The organism is Cohnella xylanilytica (genome assembly GCF_014212175.1).
Taxonomy (GTDB): Bacteria; Bacillota; Bacilli; order Paenibacillales; family Paenibacillaceae; genus Cohnella; species Cohnella xylanilytica.
Map to the genome: position 1 here is coordinate 1 of NZ_JACJVR010000075.1, position 26,448 is coordinate 26,448.

A 26,448-nucleotide genomic window follows, 5' to 3' on the forward strand; every position below is an offset into this window, starting at 1 on the left:
TACGAGGGACGAACCCAGGAATCGCTATTTGGCTTCAAATGCCCTGATTTGACGAGCTAACACATCCCAGAGATCTTATTTGGAGCCGGCGAGGGGAAAATCGGGGTTCCGGCACCCAATAGCGTTCGTACGATTCGTTAGAGCTGGAAATTTCCCGTTTTCCATCCAAATGGCGTCGTCTGGATTCGTTAGCCGTTCGAACCAAGAGAGGCGGACATTCGACTTTCCTAGATTCGGCAACTTTTTCCACTCGGCAGCGTTCAATTATAGGTATGGATTGCGGAGAGTACCGGTTGGAGGGGACGCGGGTGAGGAACAAAATCGTATTCATCGTCGCGGCGGCGGCCATCGCGGCCAGTTGGATAGGCAACTACGCGTACAGCCGGGCGTGTCGGCTTCCCGAAGCGGGATTCCTGCGGCATTATATCGAGACGACGACAGTGCCTTCGGTCGCCTTCGATCTTCTGTACGTGGCCAACAACGACGACAAGCTCAAGCCGATCAACGTGCAAATCGACGAGCTTCCGGAGCTGCGATTTTATCCGGTATACGTGCACCAGCAGATGCACAGACAGACGATTTACGTGCTGAGAGGATATTACGACGAGAATGCCATGACGAAGAGAAAAGAGGAGGCCGAGCCGCTTCGGCTGCATACGGTTCGCGTGTTTTACAACGACGGCAGCGTAAAGGAAGAGAACGTCGGCGAGATCGTCGTGCACCGCGAAGCTTGGCCTATGGATCCGTCCGAGGATTCCTTGGTCGACATGATGGCTGGGGGAAGTTCCAGCAACGGAGAAGGCTGGAACGTCATCAAGGCGAAGCAGCCGGTTCGATTGACGGGCGTCTCTTCGGTCTGGCTGGAGAAGCTGGGGGACGCCCTGCAGTTCGAGTTGAAGCCGAACCCTTCCGCATACCCGATGGAATTGAGCAAGGGAGAGATGCTCTCGCTGAACTATACCTTCAAGCCTTCCCGCCAGGGAGCCGACGCGTTGAACGTTTATAACGTGCAGTTGAAGATGAACTTCGAGGGGCAGAGCGGGGAGAAGGACGATTACATCGTATTCGCGCACGACGTGCCGTACCCTTCGGAAGCCGAGATGCGCGCCTATGTACGCGAGAAGAGGAGGGAAGCCGAATGAGAAGAGCCTACTCGCAGATCTTCTGGGGGCTTCTGATCGATCTTATCGACTTCCGCTTCAACGGGTTCGATCTGCTGCCCGACGTCATCGGCTATGCTCTCATCCTCGCGGGGTTAACGAAGCTCAGGCCGCACAGCCGAGGGTATCGGATCGCCTGGATCGCCGCCGTCGTTCTGCTTCTCCTCTCCGTCCTGCAGTTGTTCGGCGTACGGGGCGAGATCTCGCTGACGAGCGGCGAGAGACCGGAAGCCGGCGCGCTGGGACTCGTATCTCTTGCGCTGGCGGCGAACATGGTCTTCTTCTACGGGATCTGCGATGGGATTCGCCAGAGCGCGCTCGAGCGCCGGAGATTGTCGCTTGCCGGAACCGCCCGGAGCTTATGGTACTGGAATTTCGCAATCGGCGCTATGACGCTGTTCAGCTTCCCCTTTCAGCTCAACTATGGACCAGGGGTTTTGTATCTCGTCTTCCTGCTGCTGGCGCTCGGCTCGTTCATGACGGGATTGCTGCTGGTCCTTCTCGTGCGCCGCGCGGGACGGGAACTGACGCGCCCCGTGAGAATGCCGCCCGATGAGGAGACGAATGGAGAAGGAGCGGATAGACAGCCAAGTTTAGTCCAAGAAGAACACCATTGAGTTCCCGATTAACTCACTGAAATATGGAACGGAATGACAAGACTCGCGGGCAGTATCCCGTGAGTCTGTTTTAATTCTGGGTAAAATTCCCTATAAAACAAGCCGATAAATAAAGTACTAACGCACAGGGAGTTTATATAAATGGCTAAACGTAGGAAGAAGAAGGAAGACCCGGTCGCCGCACTGCTTGGGTTGCTTGTGATAGCCGTCTTTCTCGGGACCTTCATGGCAACAAAGTCGTTCGCTGCGGCTACTATTTCGTTGGTTTTAATGTTTGCCGTTATTTTTGCGATTGCATTCATGATTGGAGCGCAGAAGAGGGAGCGCTTGAGACGCTCGGGCATCGCTGAAGTGGACAAAATGGATGGTCTTCGATTCGAGCGATACCTTGCGGAGCTTTTTAAAAGTCAAGGGTATCAAACAGAGGTTACGCAAGGGTCAGGCGATTATGGGGTCGACCTTATTTTGACACGTCAAGGGAAAAGGATTGCCGTCCAAGCGAAAAGATATAAAAATAATGTCGGCCTTGAGGCAGTGCAACAAGTGCAAGCGGGAAAGGCAAAATACAACTGCTCCGAGGCATGGGTTGTCACGAACAGCAATTACACAGATCAGGCCGTTACGCTGGCTAAAGCCAATGGGGTGCGAATGATTGGAAGGCAGGAATTAATTGAAATGATGCTGAGATTGAATTCCCCGGTTAAATCAGCAACTGCTCAATCCATTGGAAAGAAAACGGTCGCGGGGGTTGAAGTAAAAATGGACTTGATATGCAAGATATGCGGCGGTACGATGCAGAGACGTAAAAGTAACAAAGGGGAGGTTTATGCCTGCTCGAACTACCCCCGATGCAAGAATGTTCAAGCCATCTAAATCAATGACTGGCCTTTTCAACATTTCGTAGTGCGGATAGATGCACACTCCAAGCCGACAAAGGTGTCGGCTTTTTTGCACGTAGTCTGAAGCATGTAAAAAAAGCAAGGTAAGTTCTATAGTTCCTCCGGTCAAACGAAGGCGCCGGGCGCTTTATAATGGATTCAGTCTGGGAAAGGAGGGCTTTTCCACCTGTATGAAAGCGCTTAACAAACGTGTCGGAATTTATCCACTGGAGGGAACGCCATTCATGAAAAGGCACTTGAAGCGAGCGGTTATGGCCCTGCTCGCGGCGGCATTGCTCATTCCGTCGGCCTGGCCGGCGCCGTCCGCGCAGGCGGAGGACGCGCCGCCGGCCGAGACGCGGACGGTCTACCACGAGACGTTCGCCGGCGGCAAGGGAGCCGCGGCCCAATCCGGCGGCGCCAGCCTGACGCCCGTCACGGGCGTGACGTTCGCCGGCAACGACGACGGAGCGGCGCTGCACGTCGCGAACCGCGCGAACAACTGGGACGGGGCGGACTTCAAGTTCGCCGACCTCGGCCTCGCGAACGGCAAAACCTACACGGTGACCTTCTCCCTCTACGTGGACGAGAACGTCGCGGTGCCCGCCGATGCGCAGGCTTATCTGCAGACGGTGAACAGCTACGGCTGGCTCGACGGCGAACCGTTCGCCGCCGGCTCCGCCCTGACGCTGACCAAGGAGTTCACGGTCGACACGAGCAAGGACTCGGCCCTTCGCGTGCAGTCGAACGACGCCGGGAAGGCCGTGCCCTTCTACATCGGCGACGTCCTGATCACCGAGAAGGCGGAAGCGGGCGGCGGCGGGGAAGAGAATCCGCGGCCTCCGGCGCTGCCGTTCAAGCCGGTCGACTTCGAGGATCGGACGACCGGCGGCTTCGCCGGCCGGGCCGGCACCGAGACGCTGACGGCGACGAACGAAGCCAACCACACCGAAGGCGGGGCCTACTCGCTCAAGGTGGAGAACCGGTCCAAGGCTTGGCACGGGCCGGCTTTGCGCGTGGAGAAGTACGTGGACCAAGGGTACGAGTACAAGATCTCGGCTTGGGTGAAGCTGATCTCGCCCGCCAGCTCGCAGCTTCAGCTGTCTACCCAGGTCGGCAGCGCCAGCCCGAGCTACAACAATATCGCGGCGAAGACGATTAGCGCCGACGACGGTTGGGTGCTTTTCGAAGGGACCTACCGGTACAACAACGTCGCGGACGAATATCTGACGATCTACGTGGAGAGCTCGAACAACGAGACGGCGTCGTTCTACATCGACGATATCCGGTTCGAGAAGACGGGCTCGGGCCCGGTCGACATCCAGCGGGATCTGACTCCGGTCCGGGAGACGTATAAGGACGGCTTCCTGATCGGCAACGCGGTGTCGGCGGCGGATCTGGACGGCGTCCGGCTGGAGCTGCTGAAGCTGCACCACAACGCGATTACGGCGGAGAACGCCATGAAGCCGGACCAGCTGCAGCCGACGAAGGGAGGCTTCTCGTTCGGCGCGGCGGACGCGATCGTGGATAAGGCGATAGCCGAAGGGCTGAAGGTGCACGGCCATGTGCTCGTCTGGCACCAGCAGACGGCGGCGTGGATGCACACGGCCCAGGACGGGAACGGAGGCACGGTTCCGCTGAGCCGGGACGAAGCTCTCGGCAATATGCGCGCGCACATCCGCACGGTGATGGAGCATTTCGGCGGCAAGGTCATCTCCTGGGACGTCGTCAACGAAGCGATGAGCGACAACCCGGGCAACCCGGCGGACTGGAAGGCGTCGCTGCGCCAATCCCCGTGGAAGGCGGCCATCGGAGACGACTTCGTGGAGCAGGCGTTCCTTATGGCGAGAGAGGTGCTGGATGAGCATCCCGATTGGGACATCAAGCTGTACTACAACGATTACAACGAGGACAACCAGAACAAAGCCAAGGCTATCGCCAACATGGTCAAGGAGATCAACGACAAGTATGCGCAGGCGCACCCGGGCAAGCTGCTCATCGACGGCATCGGCATGCAGGGGCACTACAACATCAACACGAATCCGGAAAATGTGAAGCTGTCCCTCGAGAGATTCATCTCCCTTGGAGTGGAAGTGAGCGTCTCCGAGCTGGACGTGCAGGCGGGCAGCAACTCCCAGCTCACGGAGAAGCAGGCTGTCGCTCAGGGGTATCTGTACGCGCAGCTGTTCGACCTGTACAAGACGCACGCGGAGCAGATCGCGCGCGTCACCTTCTGGGGCTTGAACGACGCGACGAGCTGGCGGTCCGAGAACAATCCGCTGCTGTTCGATAAGAACTTGCAGGCGAAGCCGGCCTATTACGGCGTCATCGATCCGGCGAAGTTCATAGCGGAGCATCCGCCCGAATCGACGGAAGCGAACCAGGGCACGGCCCGGTACGGCTCGCCGACGGTGGACGGAACGGCGGACGCGGTCTGGAGCCGGGCGGCGGACCTTCCGGTCAACCGGTACCAGACGGCTTGGCAGGGAGCGACCGGAACGGCGAAGGTTCTCTGGGACGACAAGTACCTGTACGTGCTCGTCCAGGTGAACGACGCGCAGCTCGACAAGAGCAACGCGAACGCTTGGGAGCAGGATTCGGTGGAGATTTTCCTGGATCAAAATAATGGGAAAACCACGTTCTATCAAGAAGACGACGGTCAGTACCGGATCAACTTCGATAACGAGACTTCCTTCAATCCGGCGGGCATCGCGGAAGGGTTCGTCTCGGCGGCGAAGGTGTCGGGAACGAATTACACGATCGAAGCGAAGCTTCCGCTCAAGGCGGTTAAGCCTCGCAACGGCACGAAGCTCGGCTTCGACGTGCAGATCAACGACGCGAAGGACGGCGCGCGGCAGAGCGTCGCCGCCTGGAACGATACGACCGGCACGGGGTATATGGATACGTCGGTGTACGGCGTGCTGACGCTCGCGGGCAAACCGACCGGGTCCGGCGGAGACGGCGGTTCCGGCTCCGGCTCGGGCGGCGGCGGCAGCGGAGGCTCGACGCCGCAGCCGGGCGACGTCGAGCAGAAGGACGGCGCGGCCTGGATCAAGCCGGAGGTGAAGACCGACAACGGGCGCGCCATCGGCTCGGTGTCCGGCGACCAGTTGAAGAAGGCGCTGGAGGCAGCCGCCGCCCCGGGTGCGGGCGGCAAGAAGCAGATCGTCGTCGAGCTGCCTGCGCAAGCGGGCGCGACGTCTTATGAGGTGCAGTTGCCGGCTTCCGGCCTGGGAGGCTCCGATGTCTTCGAGCTCGTGCTGAAGACGCCGAACGCTGCGCTTCGGGTTCCGAGCAACGGGCTGTCCAATGCGACGACGGGCAGCAGCGATGGAGCCGAGCAAGTGTCCATCCGGGTAGCCGGAGCCTCGACGGATAAATGGGAGGCAGCGGTTCGCGAAGCCGTCGGCCAGCGTCCGGCGATCGAATGGAGCGTCGTCGCGGGCGACCGCGATCTGGCGTGGAACAACGCTGCGAATCCGGTGACGGTGTCCATTCCTTATACGCCGACGGCGGAGGAGCGGGGCCGTCCCGACCAGATCGTCGTCTGGGCCGTCGACGGCCAAGGCCGCGCGACGCCGATTCCGAACGGCCGGTACGACTCGGCTGGCGGTACGCTTGTTTTCTGCACGACGCACTCCGGCACCTATGCGGTCGCCCCCGTCTTCAAGACGTTCGGCGACTTGAACGGCGTGCCCTGGGCTCAAGCGGCCATCGAAGCGATGGCGGCTCGCGACATTATCCGGGGCACGACAGGGGACAGCTTCGATCCGACGGCCGACATCAGCCGGGCCGACTTCGTCCTGCTGCTCGTCCGGGCGCTCGGGCTGCAAGCGACGGGCCAGCCGGCCGCGATGTTCGGCGACGTCCCGGAAGGCGCGTATTACTACGACGCGCTGGCTATCGCCAAGGAGCGGGGAATCGCTTCCGGCTCCGGCGACAACGCGTTCAACCCGGGCGGCACGATCACCCGCCAGGAGATGATGACACTGACCGCCCGCGCGCTCGCGGCAGCCGGCCTGTCCGGCGCATCCGGCGGCTCGCTGGACGCCTATGCCGACGCGGACGCCGTCGCCGGCTACGCCAAGGACAGCGCCGCCGTCCTCGTCGCGCGCGGCATCATCACAGGCAAGAACGGCAAGCTCGCGCCGAACGATCCTCTTACCCGCGCCGAAGCGGCCTGGATCCTGTACCGTATCTGGAAGCTGTAAGCATAGCCATCCACAAGAAGAAGGCTGCCGGGGTAATCCCCGGCAGCCTTCTTGACAGTCCAAGCGAACGTCTCACAGCGGCCCCCGAAGAGGAAGGCGGATCTGCACCGTCGTGCCGATGCCGAAGCGGCTGAAGGTGCGCACGCCGTAGTCGTCGCCGAACGTCACCTTGATGCGCCGGTCCACGTTGCGGATGCCGTAGCCGGAGGAGATACTGTCGTCCGCCGACTGGATCCGCTCGAGCGTCTCCGGCCGCATGCCCATGCCGTCGTCGATGACCTCGAGCAGGAGCAGCTCCCCGTCGATGCGCGCCTTGATGATGATATTGATGCCCGCCTCGTCGTCCCAGATCGCATGGTGGATCGCGTTCTCGATGAACGGCTGCAGCATCAGCTTGACGACCGGATACGGGCTGGCCGCCTCGTCGACGTCGTAGTGCAGATGGATCAGCCCGCCGAACCGCAGCTGCTGGATCGAGATGTACGACTTCGTCAGCCGCAGCTCCTCGCCGAGGCTGACGATCGTCTTGCCCTTGTTGAGCGAGATGCGATAGAACTTCGCCAGATGCGTCACCATGTCCTGGATGCGGCTGTCCCCGCTCCGCATCGCCAGCGCCGAGATGGAAGCCAGCGTATTGTACAGGAAGTGCGGGTTGATCTGAGCCTGCAGCATGTTCATCTCGGCTTCCTTCTTGGCGATCTCCTTTTTGTACACCTCGTTAATGAGCTCCTTCATCCGCCCGGCCATCTTCACCATGGCGAACGACAGCTGGCCGATCTCGTCGTGCCCGGCCATCAGCTCCGGCACCTTGAAGTCCTCGCGCTCCAGCCGGCGGGTGAGCAGCAGCAGCCTCTCGATCCGCTTCGTGAACAAGCGGGAAGTGACGTAGATGAGAACGACGGACAGCGCCAGGCTCGCGATAGCGATCGTCAGCAGCCGGGAGAAGGCGATGTTGATGTTCGCCAGCAAGCTGCTGTAAGAGACGATCGAGACGGTCCGCCAGCCGTTGTCGATCGCGTTGTAGACGACGTACACCTTCTCCCCGTCGTACTGTCCGATGAAGCTGCCGACGGCTCCCTCGAACTTAAGTCCCACGACGAACTCGTCCAGCTTGCGGTTCAGCTTGCTCTTGTCCTGGCCGGAGATAATCGTGCCGTCCGGCGAGACGATGAACAGGTCCTTGTTCTTGTTCTCCTTCTCCATGAGCGCGTAAATATCGGATTCGGGAATCTCCATCGTCAGAATGCCGTACGGGTAATTCAGGCTGTTGTTGTTGAGCAAGCGGGCGAGCACGATGCGTGACGGCTTCACGACCGGGATGCCGCCGCCTTCGCCGCCGTCCTTCGACGAGTCGCAGGCCGGCATGGCCGTGAACGAGACGCTGCCGTACGACTTGCTCGCCGCGGCGTACCACGGACTTCTCTTCGCATCCTCGTCGAGCCGCTTGACGTACACCTCGTCGACGGGAAGCGTGTCGTTGTTCGTGTACACCGTAATGCCGGAGATGTCCGTGTTCGTGACGAGCATGTTCCGGAACGTGTTATCGATATACGAATAAGCGTCGACGTAACCCGTGCCGTTGGAATAATCCTGCGACAGATAGTCGCGCAGGCGCGGATCGAGATACAGCGAGGAGGAGATGCTGGAGTAGGAACCCAGCTTCATCTTCAGGTTCGTGCTGATCTGGGCGGTCGTCAGCTCCATTCCGGCGAACGTTTGACGCGTCAGCTCGCTCTTCATCTTCTCATAGGAATAGACCCCGAAGAACAGCATCGGTCCGACGGAGACGAGGCCGAGCACGACGAACAGCTTGTTGCGAAGGCGCATGTCGACGAAGGGTCGGATCAGCAGGCGGCGAAGCCATCGTCCAAGTGGAGTCACGAAGAGGTTCCCCCGGAATCAGTAATGTTGCTTGCGGTATTGGTTGGGCGTCAGGCCCGTGTGCTTGTGGAACACCGAGCAGAAGTAGGACACGTTCTCGTAGCCCACCGAAGCGGCGATATCGTGCACCTTCAGCGAGGGATCGGCCAGCAGCCGAACGGCGCGGTCCATCCGCTTCTCCGTGATCGCTTCGAGGATGGTCCGGCCCGTCTTCTCCTTGAAAATCGTACGAACATAGTTCGGAGACAAGTAAACCTCCTTGGCGATGTCGTCGACCGTAAGCGGCTTGGAATAGGAGCGGTCGATGATGTCCTGCACGTGCCTGACGATAGGCTGGTGCCGGTCCTTGTCCTTGTCGGACAGCGCGATGACGAGGCTCTGGCAGACGTGGACGAGATACTCGCCGATCTCGTCCAGCGTGGCGCGGCGGTTCATGATCTCCTCGTCGCTGTCGAACGGCGGCGAAGCCTGCGGCTCCTTATGCACCGCGCGGAAATGCCGCTCGACCGAGTCGACGAGCCGCGCCGCCGCCAGACGCGCCAGGTTCGGGTGCGCGTGCCTCTCCCGCAGCCGCTCCAAGAACGCGGCCGCTTCGGCTTCGGCCGCCTCGGCGTCCAGACGGCCGATCGCCTTGCACAGCGCGGCGCGCGAGGCGTCGATGCCGATCTCCTCCGAGACGGTGGGCCGCAGCTCCTCCGCCTCGAGCAGGGTGCCGTGCCCGCGATAGAACGCGTGCCCGACGGCGGCCTTCGCCTCCCGGAACAAGCCGTGCGCCTCCTCCAGCCGATCGCCCGCCCGGGAGATGCCGACCGTCAGCGACACCGGAAAATCGTCCTCGATCAACCCCCGAAGACGCTGCCACACCTCCCGCGTATCGTCCGCTTCGGACGCCGGATACAGGGCCGCGAACGAGCCGCTCTCCCAATCGATCAGCCGGCCGCCGTAGCCGAGAGCCCGCAGGCGGGCGTGCACGGCGTCGGCGATGCTGCGCTCGAGCGGCGCGGGCATGCCGTCGCTCCGGCTTCCGTCGCGGCGGGAGCGGGAGACGAGCACGTACGCCGCCCGGAACGAACCGCGCGGAAGCGCGAACCCGGCGACCGTCCGCAGGCTGGCCGCCAGTTCCGTCCGCTTTTCCCCCGATTCCTCAATGAGCAATCTCCGCAGCAGCTTCTCCCCGACGACCTCCCGCGACCCTTCCGCCAGCTTCGCTTCTTCGACCTTCGCCTTGACCTTCTCCATCAGCTGGGCGAGCTCCTCCAGATCGAGCGGCTTAAGCAGGTAGCCGGACGCCTCGACGGACAGCGCCGCCTTAATATATTGGAATTCGTCGTGACCGCTTAAGAACACGATCTTGACCCGCTGGCTCAGCTGCTTCGCCCGCTTGGCGAATTCGAGGCCGTCCATGATCGGCATCCGGACGTCGGTCAGGATGATGTCGGGATCGAGCTCGCGGACCAGCTCCAGCGCCTCGCGGCCGTTCTTGGCGGCGCCGGCGACCCGGATGCCCATCGACTCCCAGCGGACGTATTCGGTAAGCGTCTCCAGCTCCATAATCTCGTCGTCGGCCAGCAGGATGGAATACATCTCGTCGTTCACGCCTTTCGGGATAAGAATCGCTAGGTCTTGGTGAACATCATTGTATTCCTCCTGCCGGAATTCAACAATGCCTCCGCGACAGGTTCGGCGGATTGCCGCATGGATCGGAGGATATTGGGATAGAATCCGCCCGGCCCGGCTCCCTATAATGGGATTACATTCAGGCAGCCAACAGAGAAGGAGGGGCGAGAGTGAGAGCTTACGCGGAACAGCCGAGACGCGCGGCGCCGCTTGCAGGGCGTCGAACGGAATTATGGAAGCGGTTCAGACAGCAGAAATACTTATGGCTCATGATCGTGCCCGCGTTCGTATGCACGCTGATCTTCTCGTACGCGCCGATGTTCGGCCTGTACATGGCGTTCATCAACTACAAGCCGGGCGGCTCGTTCGTCGGGTCGTTTTTCCGCGGAGAGTTCGTCGGTCTCGATTGGTTCCGTTACTTTTTCGACAATGGCGACTTCTGGATCATCATGCGCAATACGCTGGCGCAGAGCCTGCTGAGCTTGCTGCTCGGGTTCCCGGCGCCGATCCTGCTCGCGCTCGCCATCAACGAGGTGCGCAGCGGGGCGTTCAAGCGGATCTTCCAGACGATCTCGTACTTGCCGCACTTCATCTCGTGGGTTATCGCGGCGAACATCATCATCACGCTGCTGTCGTCGCAGGGGCTCGTCAACAAGGTGCTTATGCTGCTGCATATCACGGATGAGCCGGTCGGTTTTTTTCAAAATGGGCATTACTTCTGGTGGATCATCGCCTCCGCAAACATGTGGAAGGACATGGGCTTTAACGCCATCATGTACCTGGCCGGCATCTCCTCCATCAACCCGGAGATGTACGAGGCGGCCAAGGTGGACGGCGCGTCCCGGATGAAGCAGACGCTGTACGTCACGCTGCCCGCGCTGCGGCCGACGATCGTCATCCTGCTCATCCTCGCGGTCGGAGGGGTGCTGAACGCCGGGTTCGACCAGCAGTACCTGATGCAGAACGATCTGGTGCTCAAGTATTCCGACGTCATCGACACGTACACGTACCGCTACGGCTTGCAGAACAGCATGTTCTCCTACGGCGCCGCGGTCGGACTGTTCAAGTCGGTCGTCGCGTTCATTCTGGTGCTGGCGATGAACCGGCTGGCGAAGCGGGTCAACGACCAATCGCTATTCTAGTATCAGGCAGACGAAAGGAAGGGTCGCATGAGAAGCAGGTCCTTGGGGGATCGGTTCTACTCCGGCATCGTGTACGCTTTTCTGCTCGTCGTCGTCTTCGCGACGTTCTACCCGTTCTGGAACGTGCTCGTGCTGTCCGTCAACAGCGCGGCCGACTCGATCAAGGGCGGCATCTACTTCTGGCCGAGGGAGCTCAGCTTCACCAGCTACAAGGAGATTCTGACCGACCGAGAGATTCTGCACGCCGTCTGGGTGACGTTCGCGCGCACCGTCGTCGGCACGCCGCTCGCGGTGCTCGTCATTACCTTGTTAGCTTACCCGCTCAGCAACCGGGACCTGGTGCTGCGCAAGCCGATCACGCTGTACTTCATCTTCACGATGTATTTCGGCGGCGGACTGATTCCTTACTACATGGTGCTGAAAAGCGTGCATCTGATCGACACGTTCTGGGTGTTCGTGCTGCCGGGGCTCGTGAACGTGTTCTACATGATCCTCGTTCGGACGTTCATCGAGCAGCTGCCGCAGGAGCTGGCGGAGTCGGCGAAGATCGACGGGGCGAACGATTTGCAGATTTTCGTCCGCGTCATCTTCCCGCTGACGACGCCGGTGCTGGCGACGATCGCCCTGTTCATCGCCGTCGGCCACTGGAACGCGTGGTTCGATTCGTACGCCTTCACCTACAAGTCGAGCCTCAAGACGCTGCAGGCGGTGCTGGTCAAGATTCTGAACCAGTACCAGACCGGCAGCATGGTATCGGACGCCCAGAAGCTGGCCGACTCGGCGAAGCGGCTCGCCGTCTCGCCCGACACGATCCGGATGGCGGCGACCGTCGTAGCGACGCTGCCGATCGTGCTCGTGTACCCGTTCCTGCAGCGCTACTTCGTCAAAGGGATGATGCTGGGCGCCGTGAAGAGCTAAGCGGGCTTGCGGACCTTGAGAGGAGGTGACGGGCTCGTACGATCGGCAACAGGGAATGGCAGCTGGAAAATGGAAGCTTGGAATGGGCATCGCGGAATCATCCTGACATATCCAATCCACATAGCAGGGGGACAAGGGTCGATGAAGAAGAGACGAATCGCGACGGGAATGATTGCCGTATCGCTGATGGCGGGACTGCTCGCCGGCTGCGGCGGCAACGGCGGCAATGGAGGCAACGAGGGGGCGGCGAGCCCGGCAGGCAGCCAGCAGCCGTCCGCGAGCGGAAGCCAAGCAGCGGGCAAGCCGATTACGATTACTTTTTTCGATCAGAATCGCGGCGATCCCTTCGACGATCCGGTCGCTCAGGAGATCATGAAGCGCACCGGGATCAAGGTTCAGATCCAGCAGCCGACGGGCAATCCGCAGGAGAAGCTGAGCCTGATGCTGGCGAGCGGCGACATGCCGGACGTCATCCTGATGACCCGCAGCGGCGACATCATCAACAAGTACATCGCGGCCGGCGCCATCATCCCGCTGAACGACCTGATCGATCAGTACGGCCCGGACGTCAAAGAGCAGTACGGCGACATCCTGGCGAGGACGCGGCATACGGACGGCAAAAACTATTATTTGTCCAACTGGTACGGCATGGATCCGACCCCGGTGTTCGGCATGAACATCCGCAAGGACCTGCTGAAGGAGCTGGCGCCGGATAAGGCCGAGGGCGGGCAACCGTTCACGACCGACGAATTCGAGCAGCTGCTCAAGGACTTCAAGGCGAAGTATCCGACGATCGACGGCAAGCCGGCCGTCCCGATGACGTTTACCGCCGAGAACACGGGCGCGCTGTTCGGGACGTTCAAGGGCATGTGGGGGATGAAAACGTACTACGAAGACGGCGGCAGCCTGAAGTTCGACGTCAAGGATCCAAAGTACCTCGAGATGCTGCTGTATATGAACAAGCTGTACCGCGAAGGGCTGATCGAGTCCGATTGGCCGGTCAACAAGAACCAGACTTGGGAGCAGAAGCTGTCCAACGGCATCGTGTTCGCGACGCCGGGCGCTTATTGGGACGTCGGCAACGCCAACAACGCGCTCAAGAAGGCGGGCGGCATCGAGCGGCAGCTGTATTCGTACAAGGTCGTGGCCCCGGGCGTCGATCCGGCGAAGACGACGTTCGGCCCGCGCAACCCGCTCGGCTGGGACGGCATCGCGATCTCGAAGAACAACGAGCATCCGGTCGAGACGATGAAGTTCATCAACTTCCTCGCCAGCGAGGAAGGCCAGTACCTGCTCATGTGGGGGCTCGAAGGCCAGAGCTGGGATCTGAAGGACGGCAAGCATACGCCTCGCGAGGACGTGCTGAAGCAGTTGAAGGACGACTGGGCCGGCACGACCAAGAAGATGGGCATAAGCAAGTGGACGTGGTTCGTCAAGAACGGGAACGGAAGCGACGGCACGCCGCTCGGCATCGGCGCCTTCAATCGCGGCGAGATCGACGAGATGGCGATCAAGAACCTGTCGGATTCGGTGTGGGATACGTCGCCGTACGACAATCTCGGGCCGGAGGGCGGCACGCCGGAATCGCTCAGCTATCAGAAGGTACAGGACATCATGAAGCAGTCGCTGACCAAGATCGTCATCGCCGGCTCGGAGGCCGATGCGAAGAAGTTCTACGACGACATGCTCGCGCAGATGAAGACGGCGGGCGACGAGAAGCTGGAAGCGATCATCACCGACAACTACAAGAAGCGACTGGAATCGTGGAAGTAACAGGCGTTGAGACCGGAGGGCGGGCGGGGGCCCGGTCCTTCGGTTTTTTTGTTCGGTTTTATGCCTTATGCGTGCGGGGCTGCTCGTTCGCGGTTGTCATAAGCAAGATCGCCGGTGGGGCACCGGATGCGGAATGTGGAATGCGGAATGTGGAATACGGAATGCGGAATAGCGGATATTCGGGGAGGATGAGGGTTGAATGAGCGGCGTACAGCGTATGGGAGTGAAGGTGGAGGTCGGCGAACGGGCGATTCGGGTGGAAAATGCGTTATTCACGCTCGAATTGGATCTCGTCGGCGGGAGTTATTCGGTCACATGGCGCGACGGGGCGGAGCTCGTCGGAGCGCAGTCCGCTTACCGGCTGACGGATGGGGCGACGGTCACGACGGCGGACTACGCCGAGCATCGCGCCGATGCCGGGGCGGTGCTCGACGTTGAGGACGCGATCGGCGGTCGCGGCGTGCGGATAACGGTGGTGCACGTTGCGGCTAAGGATGGTGAGGGCGAGGGCGAGAGCGAGGGCGAGAGCGAGGGCAGAGGCGGCAAACCGGTATGCCGTCAGCAGTTCACGGTGTATGAGAGCCAGCCTTTTCTCACGGTGGGGGTTGAGCTGGAAGGGGCGGACGGCGGAGACATCGAGACGAATTACGTGGCCCCCGTCTTGGCCGGGGACCCGGTCGGAGGCGCCGCTCGTCTCGGGCTGCCGGAAGGGCATGAGCTTCGCGGCTTGCTCGTACCGTTCGATAACGACAAGTGGGTTCGTTACGAATCGGTGCCGATGCCCGGCGCGCTGGAGAGCTACGAGGCGACGACGATCTACGATCCGCAGTCGCGCAAGGGACTCGTTCTCGGCTCCATCACGCACGACACGTGGAAAACCGGCCTCAAGCTGTCATCCGCCGTCGCCGGAAGGATGGACGCCGTCGAAGCCTACGGCGGAGCGGCGGGAGAGCTGACGCGCGATACCATTCCGCATGGTGCGGTGAAAGGGAAGACTGTGTCTTCGCCGGTTATTTTCCTGGGCTCCTATGAGGATTATCGCGACGGCTTGGAAGCGTTCGGCCGCGCCAACGCCGCCGTCAAGCCCGCGCTCCCGTGGGAGCACGGCATGCCGTTCGGCTGGAACAGCTGGTCGGCGGTGGCCGACAAGCTGGACTACGACGTGTACGTCCAGACGTCGGATTTTCTGCGCAGCTTGAAGGATGGCGGCTTCGAGAACGACGGCGTCGTCTACGTCAACTTCGACTCCTTCTGGACCAGCCTGTCCGAGAACCAGTTGCGCCAAGCGGTGAAGCACGTCAACGGCAACGGCCAGAAGGCGGGCATCTATTGGACGCCGTTCGCCTTCTGGGGCCAGGACCCGAACGTCGAGGTGGAAGGAACCGACGGTCGTTATACATACGCGGATCTGCTGCTGAGGGACTGGGAAGGAAACGTCCTGCCCGACCTGGACGGCGGCCTCGCTATCGACCCGACTCATCCCGGCAATCTGATGCGAACGGACTATCATCTGAATCGGTTCGTAGAATGGGGCTACGAATACGTGAAGCTGGACTTCCTCGGCCACGGCGCGCTGGAGGGAAAACATTATGATCCCTCTGTGCATACCGGCATCCAGGCGTACAATCTCGGCATGGACTACATCTGCCGGACTCTCGCCCCGGAGCGAATCGGCCGTCCGTTCCACATCAACCTGTCCATCGCGCCGATCTTCCCGCACGGCTATGGCCACAGCCGCCGCATCTCCTGCGACGCCTTCGGCACGCTGGCGGACACCGAATACATGCTCAACTCGCTCACCTACGGCTGGTGGATGAACAACACGCTCTACCGATTCAACGACCCCGACCACACCGTGCTCTACAAGAGCTTCAACCAGGACGCCACCAGCTGCCACGAAGGCCGCAGCCGCCTGAACGCCTCGATCATTGCCGGCACCGTCCTCCTCCTCGGCGACGACTTCCGCCAAGAAGAAGCCCGCACCCGCGCCTCCGAATGGCTCGCGAACGAGAAGCTTCTCTCTCTGGCCCGCCTCGGCCGGACGTTCGTTCCGGTCGAGAGCGGCACGGGCTCCGGGGCCTCAAACGTATTCATGTTGCGGGAGGGGGAGAGGATTGTTCTTGCGGTCTTCAACTTCGACAATACGGCTCCTGCGCAGGTGCGTATTCCGTTGGAGCGGCTTGGTGTCGAAGTGGGTACTTCGATTGTCTTTTTGGAAACTGACTTCTGGGGTGGTGACTTTCACGATGGAAAAGAGGAGATTCTCGTTTCAATTGAGGTATTGGAGTCGACATTATTCGAGTTGATAATTTTATAGGAGTGAATAATCTTAGTGCTGAGTCAATGATGGCCTCAATAAATTTGCTAGTGAAAGCTGACGCTGATACTGCCAGCGCCAGCTTTCTTTGTATTTTCAGTGGGATCAAGTTCTTTTTGATGTATTGGCAATAGGAAGTTGTTGTTACATCTGATGGAAGTCATGATCAGTCAAAAATAATGAAGCTAATCGTTCCATGATTCTTGTGTTCAGGAAATAGGGATAAAACAATAGCCTTTATAGGACTTGGAATCTGCTCCCAACTACTGTTTTTTGGGAAGCGGATGTGTTTTGTCAGGAATGTAAAAGGTTGTAGTACTTTTCTCATAGATCATGTTATTTATTGTAAACTGGGTTATAATTAAGAGGAAATAACTAGGCTTTTTGTATTACGAGTTTTACTATGATAATCCTTGTTTCTAGTTGAAAGACGAATTAAAGGAGGGGAAACAATGCCCAAAGTACCGTTTAATGTTCATGCATATACAGCACGATTAATTGGTAGAGAAAACGTGTCGAAGTTAGAAGGTGCAGTGCTTGAACTTGTTAAAAATACGTATGATGCAGATGCATCGGTATGTGTACTTTATTATGAAAAATCCACCGAGACTTTATACTTAGCAGACAATGGATCTGGGATGACAGAGGATATTATTAAGACTCATTGGATGACTATTGGAAATTCATCGAAAGTTAAGAACTATACAACATCTAAAGGGAGAATTCAAACAGGGGCAAAAGGGATTGGTAGATTTGCACTTGATAGAATTTCTGATTTCTGTCAAATGCTCACAATAACTAGTGATACAAAATTGGAATGGAGCGTTAATTGGAGTGATTTTAATTCGGGTTCTACTATAACTGAAATATATGCGGATTTAAATCCTGTTGAGTATTCAATTATTGATTTTTTTAGTAACGTAAATAATCCATCATTAAAAGAAGTTATTAAGAAAGATTTTTTAACAACTGGCACAGTATTTAAGCTTAATTCTCTGAGAGATGATTGGTCAAGTACATTAGTAGAAAGAATAAAAAATAACTTAGCAACATTGATCCCGCCGGAAATTGAAGACATTTTCAAAGTTTACTTTTTTTGCGAAGAAACTGAAAAAGAAAATGCCAAAGTGAGCATGAACAATGGATTGTTTTCCTATGATTATAAGATCGAGTTTAAAGCTGAGCCGGATGGGACGGTAGTCACAAAAATATATCGTGACGAGTTTGACTTTAAAGGTCAATTTGAAACGATCATACGAGAAGGGGGATTTTCAGCTAAAGATAGAGATTATTTTAAGGGAAAACCAATAGTTATTGAAAAGACATTAGGGGAGATGCTTCCAAGTAAAAATAAAGATGTCCCCAATACGATAGGAAGATTCTCTGGTGTAATGTACTTTTCAAAATTATCTGCTCCATTAGAAGAAAAAGAAAAGTACTATTACAAGGATTTCTCGAATAGAAAAGATTATCGTGACACCTTTGGAGGAATAAAGCTTTATCGAGATCACTTTAGAGTACGCCCATATGGTGAACCAAAAACATCTAACTATGACTGGTTGCTATTATCAAACAGAAAGGCAAAATCCCCAGCGGGGATCGCTCACCCAACAGGCAAATGGAGAGTTAACTCTGATCAAATGCTGGGGTCTATATATATATCTAGAACTAATATTACTTTGCCCGATCAGGCAAATCGTGAGGGAATAGTAGAGACAAAGGAATTTTCTCAGTTAAGAGACATATTATTAGAGGTAATAAGATATTTTGAAGAAGATCGTCAATATGTATGTAGAAAATTAAATGCATATTACGAAGCAACTAATTTCACAGCACAGTACGAACAGGAAATCCGCACAAAGGTTGATAGGGAAGAAAAGAAGAAGAAAAAAAACCGTGGGAAATCATCAGAACGCCCAGAGTATATTGAAGTTTCTAAGGTGAAGACTGTAATTGATGATAAGGATAATAAAATTAAAAACCTGGAAGATGAAAACAGGATGTTAAGAATTCTAGCTACAACAGGAATTGTAACAAATACGTATATTCATGAAATAAAAGATTCCACTCATAAATTAAGTATGAAGATTATTATGGCAAAAGAAGCATTAGAATTAGACGATAATAAAGATGAAGCTATTGAATATATAAATGCAGCGAATGAAATAAAGAACTCATTTAATTCATGGTTTAAAGTAACTATAGAGTCTGTTAGACGAGATAAAAGAACAATGAAGGAAGTAAATCTCAAAAAATTGTTAGAGGACCTAATATCCTCTTGGACTGAGGTTGAAGAGGATAAAGGTGTTAAGATTAATTTGGAAATTGGAGAGATATTCTTTAAATGTTTTCCATATGAGATTGAGAGCATGATAAATAACTTAATAACAAACAGCATTACTTCATTTAACAGTGTCAAAGTTGAGAAAAAGGAAATTAATATAAAAATTAGTCCGTCTGAAAATGGAGTTATTTTAGAGTACTCTGATTCGGGTGCAGGACTTAGCGCTGCCTACAAAAGTAATCCTGACAGAATTCTTGAACCGTTTGAAACAGATAAGCGTAACGAGATTGGTGAGCAAATCGGAACGGGTATGGGAATGTGGATAATTGTAAAGACTGTAAACGAGTATAATGGATCCATTGATTTGTCACAGAATATAAATAGTAAAAGTGGCTTTCACATTAGGATCTCATTGAATGGTAAAATTGGAGTGGAACAGGAAGGAGGTTAGGCTGTGTGCAAAGTTGGTTTTGTCGATGATGACTTTAATGAATTCGGAAATTATAAAAAGAGGTTAGCACGCAAAGGAATTGATTTGCATTTTGTAGATAATTGTACATCGTTAATGGAAATTGAGGACTGGGTATTGAAAAACACTATTGAATGTTTACTAGTTGACCACAAGTTAACTGCAAAGTATGCATTTTATGGTACAAAGGTTGTTGCCTACATTAACAATCATTTGCCGGATTTGCCATGTATCATCTTAACCAATTTTCCAGAAGATTCTGCCGATGACAGGTTAGTTATCAGGAATCTTATCTTTGACCGAAATGTTTTATCAAGTGATGGTGAGAAATTCAGTAATTTCTGCGAAACCGTAATACAATCTACTGAAGTTTTCAGAAATAGATTGAAACTTCATCTTGATGAATATACAGATTTATTAGGGAAGAAAACAACTCATAAAATAACAGCTGAAGAAGAAGAAGTATTCCTTCATCACTACAGAATTTTAAGATCCTATGGAGAAGTTGATGATGTAGCTACAGAATTGTTGAAATCTGATGTCAATCGAAAGATGGACAGTTTATTAGAAAAACTTGATCGCTATATTGATATTAATAATAAGCAGTAAGACAAACATGGGGGAACGGGAATGAGAGTCCATGGGGAATTAAAAATATCTAGAAGAATAGAAGTTCCACTTGAAACTAATTACGCAAATTATAGGGGGCCACTTTCAGAAGATTTTAATAACATTTGTGGATACTGTGGGAAAAGTATTTATTTCGCCAGAAAGGGATTTGAAATAGATCATTTTGTCCCAATTTCTACAGATAAAACAAGGGAGACAGATTATAATAACCTTGTTTTTTCGTGTTTTACTTGCAATAGGAAAAAAGCAAAAAAATGGCCGACTAAAAATAAAGATTTGTGCCATGATGGTTATAAAGGATTTGTAGATCCGGCAACAGAGGAATATGATAGTCACTTAGGTCGTAATAAACAAGGGGCAATTGAGCATTATACGGATGTCGGAAAGTATATGTATGGTGTTTTCAAATTCCAGCTTCGACCAACAGAAACTGTTTGGAAGTCTATGGAGCTTTTTAAGAGAAAGGAAAAACTCTATCAATTAAAAAGAGATAACTCCAAACTATCAATAGATCAAATGGAGTTGTTTGTAGCAATACAAGAAGAACTAGATAATTTACTTGAGTATCTACTTGGCAAAGGGGAATGAAAGTGAACGATAAGCAAACAGGTTCTTTTTATACCCCAGAGCCATTAGTTCAATATATGTCAAGTTATGCAATGGAAAAAACTAATGCACAATCTCTATTGGAACCATCGGCTGGTGATGGAAGGTTCATTAGATGGTTGAACCACTATGGGAGACCGATTGATGCAGTCGAAATAGACCAAGGTAAAATTAACGATCTTTCTACAGATATGCCTCAGAATGTTAAGCTTATTTGTAATGACTTTATCCAGTATTCACTTACATCAAACAAAAAATACGATTTAATTATTGGCAACCCACCGTACATTACCAAAAAGAATCTATCAGAAAATGAAAGGGCGACTTCGATTGAATTAGTTAAGTACTGGTCTCTCCCAGAATCAGTTTTTCAAAATCTTTGGGTTTCATTTGTGCTAGGTGCCTTAAAATTACTAGACAGCGAAAATGGAGCTATTTTTTTTGTTCTCCCTTTTGAATTTTTGCAGGTTCATTATGCTGAAAAATTAAGAGCTTTTCTTGAAAGAAAGTTCAATCTAATTGAAATTACTACTTTTAAAGAAAGTGTATTTCCAGACATTGAGCAAGATGTGTGTCTTGTTTTTATGACAAATCAACAAGAGCTGGAACCAATTGTAAGATATACAACGGTAGAAAACGTTAATGAAATATATCCCGTCGAATATAGTGAGATTAGGCGAAATAAACCCTTAAAAAAATGGTCTAATTCTATTCTTAATGATGATGAAATAGAATTATTAACCAGACTTACAAAAAAATATACTTTGGTGTCAAATTTGGGTGATATCTCTCCTGGAATAGTGACTGGAGCGAATGAGTTTTTTATACTTAATAACTCAGATGCAGAACTTCTTAACTGTAGAGAGTATCTTTTGCCTATTATCCCAAAGGGATCCAACGTAGCGAATTTATTGCTTTTTTCAAAAGATGATTTTAATGAATTGAATGAATTAAATAAGAAGGTATGGATGCTTAACTTAAATGATGTTGATATATCTAAGGTATCAAGAACGCTAAAAGCATATCTAGCGAAGGGAAAAAGAGATGAACTACATAAACGTTATAAATGTGGAAAACGTGATAGGTGGCACGATGTCCCAATAGTTTCATCAGGAAATCTCATGTTTTATAAGCGTTATAATAGGTTGCCAAGGCTAATAGTAAATAATGCTGAGGTCTTTACTACAGACATTTCGTATAATATTCGGTTGTCAGAAGGGTATGATTCACTTTCTGTTGCCTTTTGTTTTTATAATTCACTAACAATAACACTATGCGAGTATAACGGTCGTTTTTATGGAGGTGGAGTAGGGGAACTTGTTCCAAGTGAATTTAAATCCCTAGCTATCCCATACAAGCGTATTCATAAAAACAGGGTAAAAAAACTTGATAGAATGTTTAGAGATAATATTTCAATACAAGACATACTAACATATGTGGATAGTATTGTATTAAGTGACTTGTCTATAACTGAACTAAATGCCCTTAAAATAATTCGTGAAAAATACTTGATTCGCAGATTAAAAAGTCAGTATTAATTACTTTGGGGAGGACCCAAGTTTTTGCTTCCAATATGTTAAGCGTTTTTAAAGTTCGATAAACGATAAGCTAATATGATTGAACCGAGAATCAACATGATTAAGGAAAAAAAGGTTGACTGGCCATTTTTAAGTAAGGCAATACTATGCCGAAGACTTTAGAGGGTGTTTTACCTCTGCTAACGGTGGGATAGAAATATGGGGACGGTGGCAGTTTAGCTTGATCATAAGCAAGCAGATTTGGCACGCGAGGTTCGGTAAAGGTTCGTGAGTCTGACTAGCATTGCAAATGATTAACTTAAGCGTTCCATTGTGGAGATTTTGGGACGCCGCCGAGGTTGATAGCATGGGCTGACATCGACTAGGCTGAGTTACTTTGAACTTAGCCTAGATTACCCCTTGCTTCCGACTCACAAAATGCTCAACTTTTTTCACCTGCTCCAAATAAACTCTACCTGTCACGCCTTGAAGCCAGAGATGCGTTCCGTCCCACCCCTCATCTCGAGGGCATGGATAATCGAAGATTCGCTCCCAACTCTCCTCCAAAGAGAGGCTCAACTTCCCCGCGTAGAAGTCATTGTATTCTTGCTCATTGTGCGCAATAAAATCGTTGTTCAGAACGCTCGTCCAATCGTAAAAGTCGGAGATTAATACGTCTCTCTCGTCCAATTCTACGGTGAGTCTGACACACTTCGTATAACTATTGAAATGGCCGGTCGAACGCATGTCGGGCTTCTCGATCCAGAGCCAGATCGGGTATTCGCCGTTATACCGAGGGAGACGCCGGCGCATCTGCTCCATCATCCAAAGATACTCTTCCGGGTACATCGCATAGGCTGCATTACCCTCAAGATAACCGCGCCTAAGGGCTATGTTCCATCCCTCTTCGGTTTGTAGCGTCCAGAATATCGCCATGTAATCCTCCGCACCAGTGTCTTGTTGTAATTGTAACAAGCGCGGCTATAGAGGGAAATAGGTGAGTATAAACCCTTCGTCATACTTACACCATGTTCAGGAAGCCGGATCTGAGCGAAGATGGAAGCAAAGAAGCCGACGGCGGTGAATGAGGAGTGTAACGATAAAATGGCTTATCAAACGATAGACGGAGTGCGCGTGTGGGGACGGCCGGATCCGGGCGCGTTGTCCCAAGCTAAAACTTGCTCGGAATACGGGAATGTCGTGCAGACGTTGCTGATGGCGGATCACCACAAAGGCTATAGCCAGCCGATTGGCGGAGTGGTCGCATACGATGGGCAAATATCGCCTTCGGGTGTCGGCTACGATATCGCATGCGGCAATAAGGCGGTTCGGACGAACCTGCTGGCAGCCGACTTGCTTCCGCGCCTGTCCGAAGCGATGGATCGGATAGCCCGGCATATCTCGTTCGGAGTCGGGCGAGTCAACAACGAGAAGGTGGATCACGAGCTCTTCGACGATCCGGATTGGGCCGTGTATGCGAACGTGGGACGGCAGGAGCATGACAAACTGAAGGCGCTGGCGCGAGATCAGCTTGGAACGGTGGGAAGCGGCAATCACTTCGTGGACCTGTTCGAGGAAGTGGGGACGGGCCGGCTGTGGGTGGGGAATCACTTCGGAAGCCGGGGATTCGGCCATAAGACGGCGAGCGGGTTCCTCAACTTAGCCGCGGGACGGGACTTCCTGGCGAGCGCGCCGGGAGAGAAGATGGATCAGCCGCCCGTTCTGCTGGATCTGGCCAGCGAGCTTGGCGACATGTACTACCGTGCGATGAAGTTGGCAGGGCGTTACGCCTACGCGGGCCGGAATTACGTAATCGAACAGGTACTGTCGCTTATCGGGGCCGAAGCCGACTTCGAGGTGCATAACCATCATAACTATGCTTGGCGCGAGACGCATAACGGCAAGGACACAATCGTCGTTCGCAAGGGCGCGACGCCTTCGGCACCCGGCCAGCTTGGTTTTATTGGAGGCAGCATGGGAGATATCTCGGTAATCGTGCGAGGCAGGGATACGGAGGAGAACCGCGAGTCGTTCTACAGTACGGTTCACGGAGCCGGACGCATCATGAGCCGTACGCAAGCCGCCGGGAAAATGAACTGGAAAACCCGGACTCGCACCGGAGGGCAAATCTCCGTCGAACAGATGCGGCAAGCGGTGCGCAACTTCGACGTGGAATTGCGGGGAGCCGGGACCGACGAGAGTCCGTTCGTCTACCGGAAGCTGCAGGAGGTGCTGGATGCGCATGCGGAGACGGTAGAGATCGTGCATGTATTGAAGCCGATCGGCGTCTGCATGGCGGGGGCCGACGAATTCGATCCGTACAAGGACTAAAACTGACCCTATAACGACAAAGAGCCTGCGCCAATACCCGACGTCAGGCTCTTTCCTTGTGCTCACCCGGCGGATGCCAGTCTCCTCAAGCGATTCGAGTAGCCTTCCAGTTCATCGAACGGAACGGCGATAAGCGCCAGGTCGTTCACGATGGACCTTGAAGCGCCGGGGAGAGCGAGGAACTTGGCGAACAGCCGGTTCAAGCGCTCGTCCGACGCGGAGACCCAGAACTGAACCTGCCGGACGTCGGGATTGTCGGCCCGGATCGCTTCAAGCAGAGCGCGCAGCCCCTGCGCGAACAAGGACGTGCGCCGCAGCCCTTCCACGATATACGCGACCTCGACCTGGCAGATATGCCGATCCTCGTACTCGCCAGGGCCTGTCCCGTGACCGAAGCCGGCGGCGCCGACCATCTCGTAGGACTCCTCGTCGATGACGAGCATCGCCTTGCCCAGGAAGAGCGGGCTGCTCGCGAAGCTTAGCTTCAAGGCGAACGGGTAAGGCAAATTCAGCTTGTCGTGGTGGCGAAGCAGGAAGTTCATGTAGGCTTCATGATCCATCTCGAACTCGCTGGTTCGGAAGACGTAAGACATTACTTCGCTGCTTGCAGTTGCGCTCTCAGAGAGTCGTTCACTTTGACGATTTTTTTGAAGCCGCTGCCTTTGATGATTTCTTTGACATCCGGTTTAGCTGGATACATGTGCTTCTCCTCCTCGATAGGTATTTAATTCCTTTAAATTATAACCTGCTAAATTTTCCAAGGGTAGTCCTAAGATTGTTAATCTCTGTATGAAAAACGACTTCCCTGCCATGCGTACCCTCACGAACTCCTCCGGCCGTTGCGAACTTGGAATACAGCCGGCGCAAGTAGGCGTTGTCCTCCTGAGCGGCGAGCCGGACCTCCCGAACCTCCGGATGCCCCTCCATAACCCGGTCGACGAGATAGAGCAGCCCTTGTACGAACACCCGAGAGCCGCGGTAAGCCTTGTCGGCGATCGCTACGTCCACCAATGCGACGTCCTTGTCCTGGAATTCCCGATCCGGCGTTCCGTAATAGTAGGCCCCGATCCCGACGATCCGGTTCTCCTCGTTCCGGACGCTGACCAGGCGGCCGTTCGTGACGTAGGAATAAAGGAGGGTCACCATCTCCAAGGTGGTAAAAGAGGGGTGCAGGTCGCGCTTGTGCGCCAACAGGAACAAGCCGGCTTGGGCGAAGTCGTCCTCGCTCTCGCACATCTGGCAGTTCAACGTCATCTAGGGTCTCCTTCCACGACACATTCTTCCATCTATCGCCATCTATCGCTAGTACCAGATTACAAAACTTCCTTCCGGGTGTAAACGAGGAAGACCGGACGCAAGAAGAATCGACAAAAATCGTTGACAAATCCCTAGTAAACCCATAAGATATTAATCAACTGACTGACCAGTCAATCTGGAAGGAGTGGTTGTCATCGCCTCTGACAATCAAGCGTCGCAACGAGACCTGCGCAGGGAGCAACTGCTTGCGATAGCCGTCGAACGATTCGCCAAATTTGGCTACCACAATACGAAGATCTCGGATATCGTAGCCCAGGCGGGCGTCGCTCAAGGCACGTTTTACTGGTATTTCAAGAGCAAGGAATCGATCGCCCTGGAGATCATCGAGAGCGGGAAGGAGCGGCTGCTTCAGGTCATCCGCAGAGGCTACCGCACCGGCACCGGAACCGTGCAGGAGATGGTTCAAGGCTCGCAGAGGCTGCTCTGCGACATCTTCCAATTCGCCGACGAGAACCGCTACTTCATGGAGCTCCTGTTAACCGGACGCGGGGAAGACGAGGCGATTCGCCAGGCGTTCGCGAACGCGCGCATCGAGATGGAAGAGGCGTTCAAGCGCAACATCGAGCGGGCGATCGAGCTGGGCATGCTGCCGGAATCGATGGATCTGCATCTGAGAGCCGCGCTCCTCATGAGCCTGATCGAAGGCGTCGTCGCCCGGTGGCTGTTCGGACCCGTGCCGCCGAGCTCCGATCTCGCCCGGCGCACGCCGGAGCAATTGGCGGCGGAGACGGTAAGGTTCGAGTTCTTCGGCTTGCTGGGCATTTAACGACAACTAGAGGA

The 26,448-nt window shown here is 54.3% G+C and carries 19 protein-coding genes; 14 read left to right on the forward strand and 5 right to left on the reverse strand.

Annotation, left to right across the window (positions count from 1 at the left end; translation table 11 throughout):
* Positions 1-308: 308 nt before the first annotated feature.
* The 4 genes from H7B90_RS19315 (at position 309) to H7B90_RS19330 (ending at position 6,866) form a co-directional block, all read left to right on the forward strand.
* On the forward strand, positions 309-1,142 hold the full coding sequence (locus H7B90_RS19315) for a hypothetical protein (RefSeq protein ID WP_185137531.1): 834 nt from the start codon (positions 309-311) through the stop codon (positions 1,140-1,142).
* On the forward strand, positions 1,139-1,777 hold the full coding sequence (locus H7B90_RS19320; protein ID WP_185137532.1) for a hypothetical protein: 639 nt from the start codon (positions 1,139-1,141) through the stop codon (positions 1,775-1,777). Before H7B90_RS19315 ends, H7B90_RS19320 begins: the two co-directional genes overlap by 4 nt.
* A gap of 141 nt (positions 1,778-1,918) precedes the next feature.
* A complete protein-coding gene (locus H7B90_RS19325; protein WP_185137533.1) occupies positions 1,919-2,650 on the forward strand; it encodes a restriction endonuclease in 732 nt (243 codons plus the stop codon).
* A 250-nt stretch (positions 2,651-2,900) separates the two neighbouring features.
* Positions 2,901-6,866 carry an endo-1,4-beta-xylanase gene (locus H7B90_RS19330; RefSeq protein ID WP_185137534.1) on the forward strand — a complete coding sequence of 1,322 codons (3,966 nt, stop codon included), beginning with the start codon at positions 2,901-2,903 and terminating at the stop codon, positions 6,864-6,866.
* 72 nt (positions 6,867-6,938) lie between these two features.
* Here H7B90_RS19330 and H7B90_RS19335 read toward each other — a convergent pair whose 3' ends face one another.
* Complete coding sequence (locus tag H7B90_RS19335; RefSeq protein ID WP_185137535.1) at positions 6,939-8,747, reverse strand: cache domain-containing sensor histidine kinase; 1,809 nt, start codon at positions 8,745-8,747, stop codon at positions 6,939-6,941.
* Between the two features lie 18 nt (positions 8,748-8,765).
* A complete protein-coding gene (locus H7B90_RS19340) occupies positions 8,766-10,331 on the reverse strand; it encodes a response regulator (RefSeq protein ID WP_185137536.1) in 1,566 nt (521 codons plus the stop codon).
* A gap of 203 nt (positions 10,332-10,534) precedes the next feature.
* Between H7B90_RS19340 and H7B90_RS19345 the strand changes: the two genes are divergently transcribed.
* From H7B90_RS19345 to H7B90_RS19380, 8 genes are all read left to right on the forward strand, one after another.
* Positions 10,535-11,506 carry an ABC transporter permease gene (locus H7B90_RS19345; RefSeq protein WP_376701738.1) on the forward strand — a complete coding sequence of 324 codons (972 nt, stop codon included), beginning with the start codon at positions 10,535-10,537 and terminating at the stop codon, positions 11,504-11,506.
* 27 nt (positions 11,507-11,533) lie between these two features.
* Positions 11,534-12,424 (forward strand): carbohydrate ABC transporter permease, encoded by an 891-nt coding sequence (locus H7B90_RS19350; protein ID WP_185137537.1) that lies wholly within the window; start codon positions 11,534-11,536, stop codon positions 12,422-12,424.
* Positions 12,425-12,565: 141 nt separating this feature from the next.
* Entirely contained in the window at positions 12,566-14,197 is a 1,632-nt protein-coding gene (locus H7B90_RS19355; RefSeq protein WP_185137538.1) for an extracellular solute-binding protein, read from the forward strand.
* A 199-nt stretch (positions 14,198-14,396) separates the two neighbouring features.
* Positions 14,397-16,514, forward strand: coding sequence for an alpha-amylase family protein (locus H7B90_RS19360; protein WP_185137539.1), 2,118 nt, complete (start codon positions 14,397-14,399; stop codon positions 16,512-16,514).
* A gap of 452 nt (positions 16,515-16,966) precedes the next feature.
* Positions 16,967-19,249, forward strand: a complete 2,283-nt coding sequence (locus H7B90_RS19365) for a sensor histidine kinase (protein WP_185137540.1) — start codon at positions 16,967-16,969, stop codon at positions 19,247-19,249.
* Positions 19,250-19,252: 3 nt separating this feature from the next.
* Positions 19,253-19,876 carry a chemotaxis protein gene (locus H7B90_RS19370; RefSeq protein ID WP_185137541.1) on the forward strand — a complete coding sequence of 208 codons (624 nt, stop codon included), beginning with the start codon at positions 19,253-19,255 and terminating at the stop codon, positions 19,874-19,876.
* Positions 19,877-19,897: 21 nt separating this feature from the next.
* A complete protein-coding gene (locus H7B90_RS19375; protein WP_185137542.1) occupies positions 19,898-20,485 on the forward strand; it encodes an HNH endonuclease in 588 nt (195 codons plus the stop codon).
* Positions 20,486-20,487: 2 nt separating this feature from the next.
* On the forward strand, positions 20,488-22,041 hold the full coding sequence (locus H7B90_RS19380; RefSeq protein WP_185137543.1) for an Eco57I restriction-modification methylase domain-containing protein: 1,554 nt from the start codon (positions 20,488-20,490) through the stop codon (positions 22,039-22,041).
* Positions 22,042-22,428: 387 nt separating this feature from the next.
* Here H7B90_RS19380 and H7B90_RS19385 read toward each other — a convergent pair whose 3' ends face one another.
* Positions 22,429-22,956: a DUF3841 domain-containing protein gene (locus tag H7B90_RS19385; RefSeq protein ID WP_185137544.1), complete on the reverse strand. Its 528-nt coding sequence runs from the start codon at positions 22,954-22,956 to the stop codon at positions 22,429-22,431.
* Positions 22,957-23,124: 168 nt separating this feature from the next.
* Here H7B90_RS19385 and H7B90_RS19390 point away from each other — a divergent pair, with 168 nt between their 5' ends.
* Positions 23,125-24,351 (forward strand): RtcB family protein, encoded by a 1,227-nt coding sequence (locus H7B90_RS19390; RefSeq protein ID WP_185137545.1) that lies wholly within the window; start codon positions 23,125-23,127, stop codon positions 24,349-24,351.
* 62 nt (positions 24,352-24,413) lie between these two features.
* On the opposite strand, the gene H7B90_RS19395 is transcribed toward H7B90_RS19390, so the two are convergent.
* Both H7B90_RS19395 and H7B90_RS19400 read right to left on the reverse strand, forming a co-directional pair.
* Complete coding sequence (locus H7B90_RS19395; RefSeq protein ID WP_185137546.1) at positions 24,414-24,944, reverse strand: hypothetical protein; 531 nt, start codon at positions 24,942-24,944, stop codon at positions 24,414-24,416.
* Positions 24,945-25,089: 145 nt separating this feature from the next.
* Positions 25,090-25,605 carry a GNAT family N-acetyltransferase gene (locus H7B90_RS19400; protein WP_185137547.1) on the reverse strand — a complete coding sequence of 172 codons (516 nt, stop codon included), beginning with the start codon at positions 25,603-25,605 and terminating at the stop codon, positions 25,090-25,092.
* A 196-nt stretch (positions 25,606-25,801) separates the two neighbouring features.
* On the opposite strand from H7B90_RS19400, the gene H7B90_RS19405 reads away from it, so the two are divergent.
* A complete protein-coding gene (locus tag H7B90_RS19405) occupies positions 25,802-26,434 on the forward strand; it encodes a TetR/AcrR family transcriptional regulator (RefSeq protein WP_373315981.1) in 633 nt (210 codons plus the stop codon).
* Positions 26,435-26,448: the final 14 nt, after the last annotated feature.

Coding starts and splice junctions, on each gene's coding strand:
- H7B90_RS19320 (WP_185137532.1), top strand. CDS start 1,139: ATGAGAAGAGCCTACTCGCAGATCTTCTGGGGGCTTCTGATCGATCTT.
- H7B90_RS19325 (WP_185137533.1), top strand. CDS start 1,919: ATGGCTAAACGTAGGAAGAAGAAGGAAGACCCGGTCGCCGCACTGCTT.
- H7B90_RS19330 (WP_185137534.1), top strand. CDS start 2,901: ATGAAAAGGCACTTGAAGCGAGCGGTTATGGCCCTGCTCGCGGCGGCA.
- H7B90_RS19340 (WP_185137536.1), bottom strand. CDS start 10,331: ATGTATTCCATCCTGCTGGCCGACGACGAGATTATGGAGCTGGAGACG.
- H7B90_RS19350 (WP_185137537.1), top strand. CDS start 11,534: ATGAGAAGCAGGTCCTTGGGGGATCGGTTCTACTCCGGCATCGTGTAC.
- H7B90_RS19355 (WP_185137538.1), top strand. CDS start 12,566: ATGAAGAAGAGACGAATCGCGACGGGAATGATTGCCGTATCGCTGATG.
- H7B90_RS19360 (WP_185137539.1), top strand. CDS start 14,397: ATGAGCGGCGTACAGCGTATGGGAGTGAAGGTGGAGGTCGGCGAACGG.
- H7B90_RS19365 (WP_185137540.1), top strand. CDS start 16,967: ATGCCCAAAGTACCGTTTAATGTTCATGCATATACAGCACGATTAATT.
- H7B90_RS19375 (WP_185137542.1), top strand. CDS start 19,898: ATGAGAGTCCATGGGGAATTAAAAATATCTAGAAGAATAGAAGTTCCA.
- H7B90_RS19385 (WP_185137544.1), bottom strand. CDS start 22,956: ATGGCGATATTCTGGACGCTACAAACCGAAGAGGGATGGAACATAGCC.
- H7B90_RS19390 (WP_185137545.1), top strand. CDS start 23,125: ATGGCTTATCAAACGATAGACGGAGTGCGCGTGTGGGGACGGCCGGAT.
- H7B90_RS19395 (WP_185137546.1), bottom strand. CDS start 24,944: ATGTCTTACGTCTTCCGAACCAGCGAGTTCGAGATGGATCATGAAGCC.
- H7B90_RS19400 (WP_185137547.1), bottom strand. CDS start 25,605: ATGACGTTGAACTGCCAGATGTGCGAGAGCGAGGACGACTTCGCCCAA.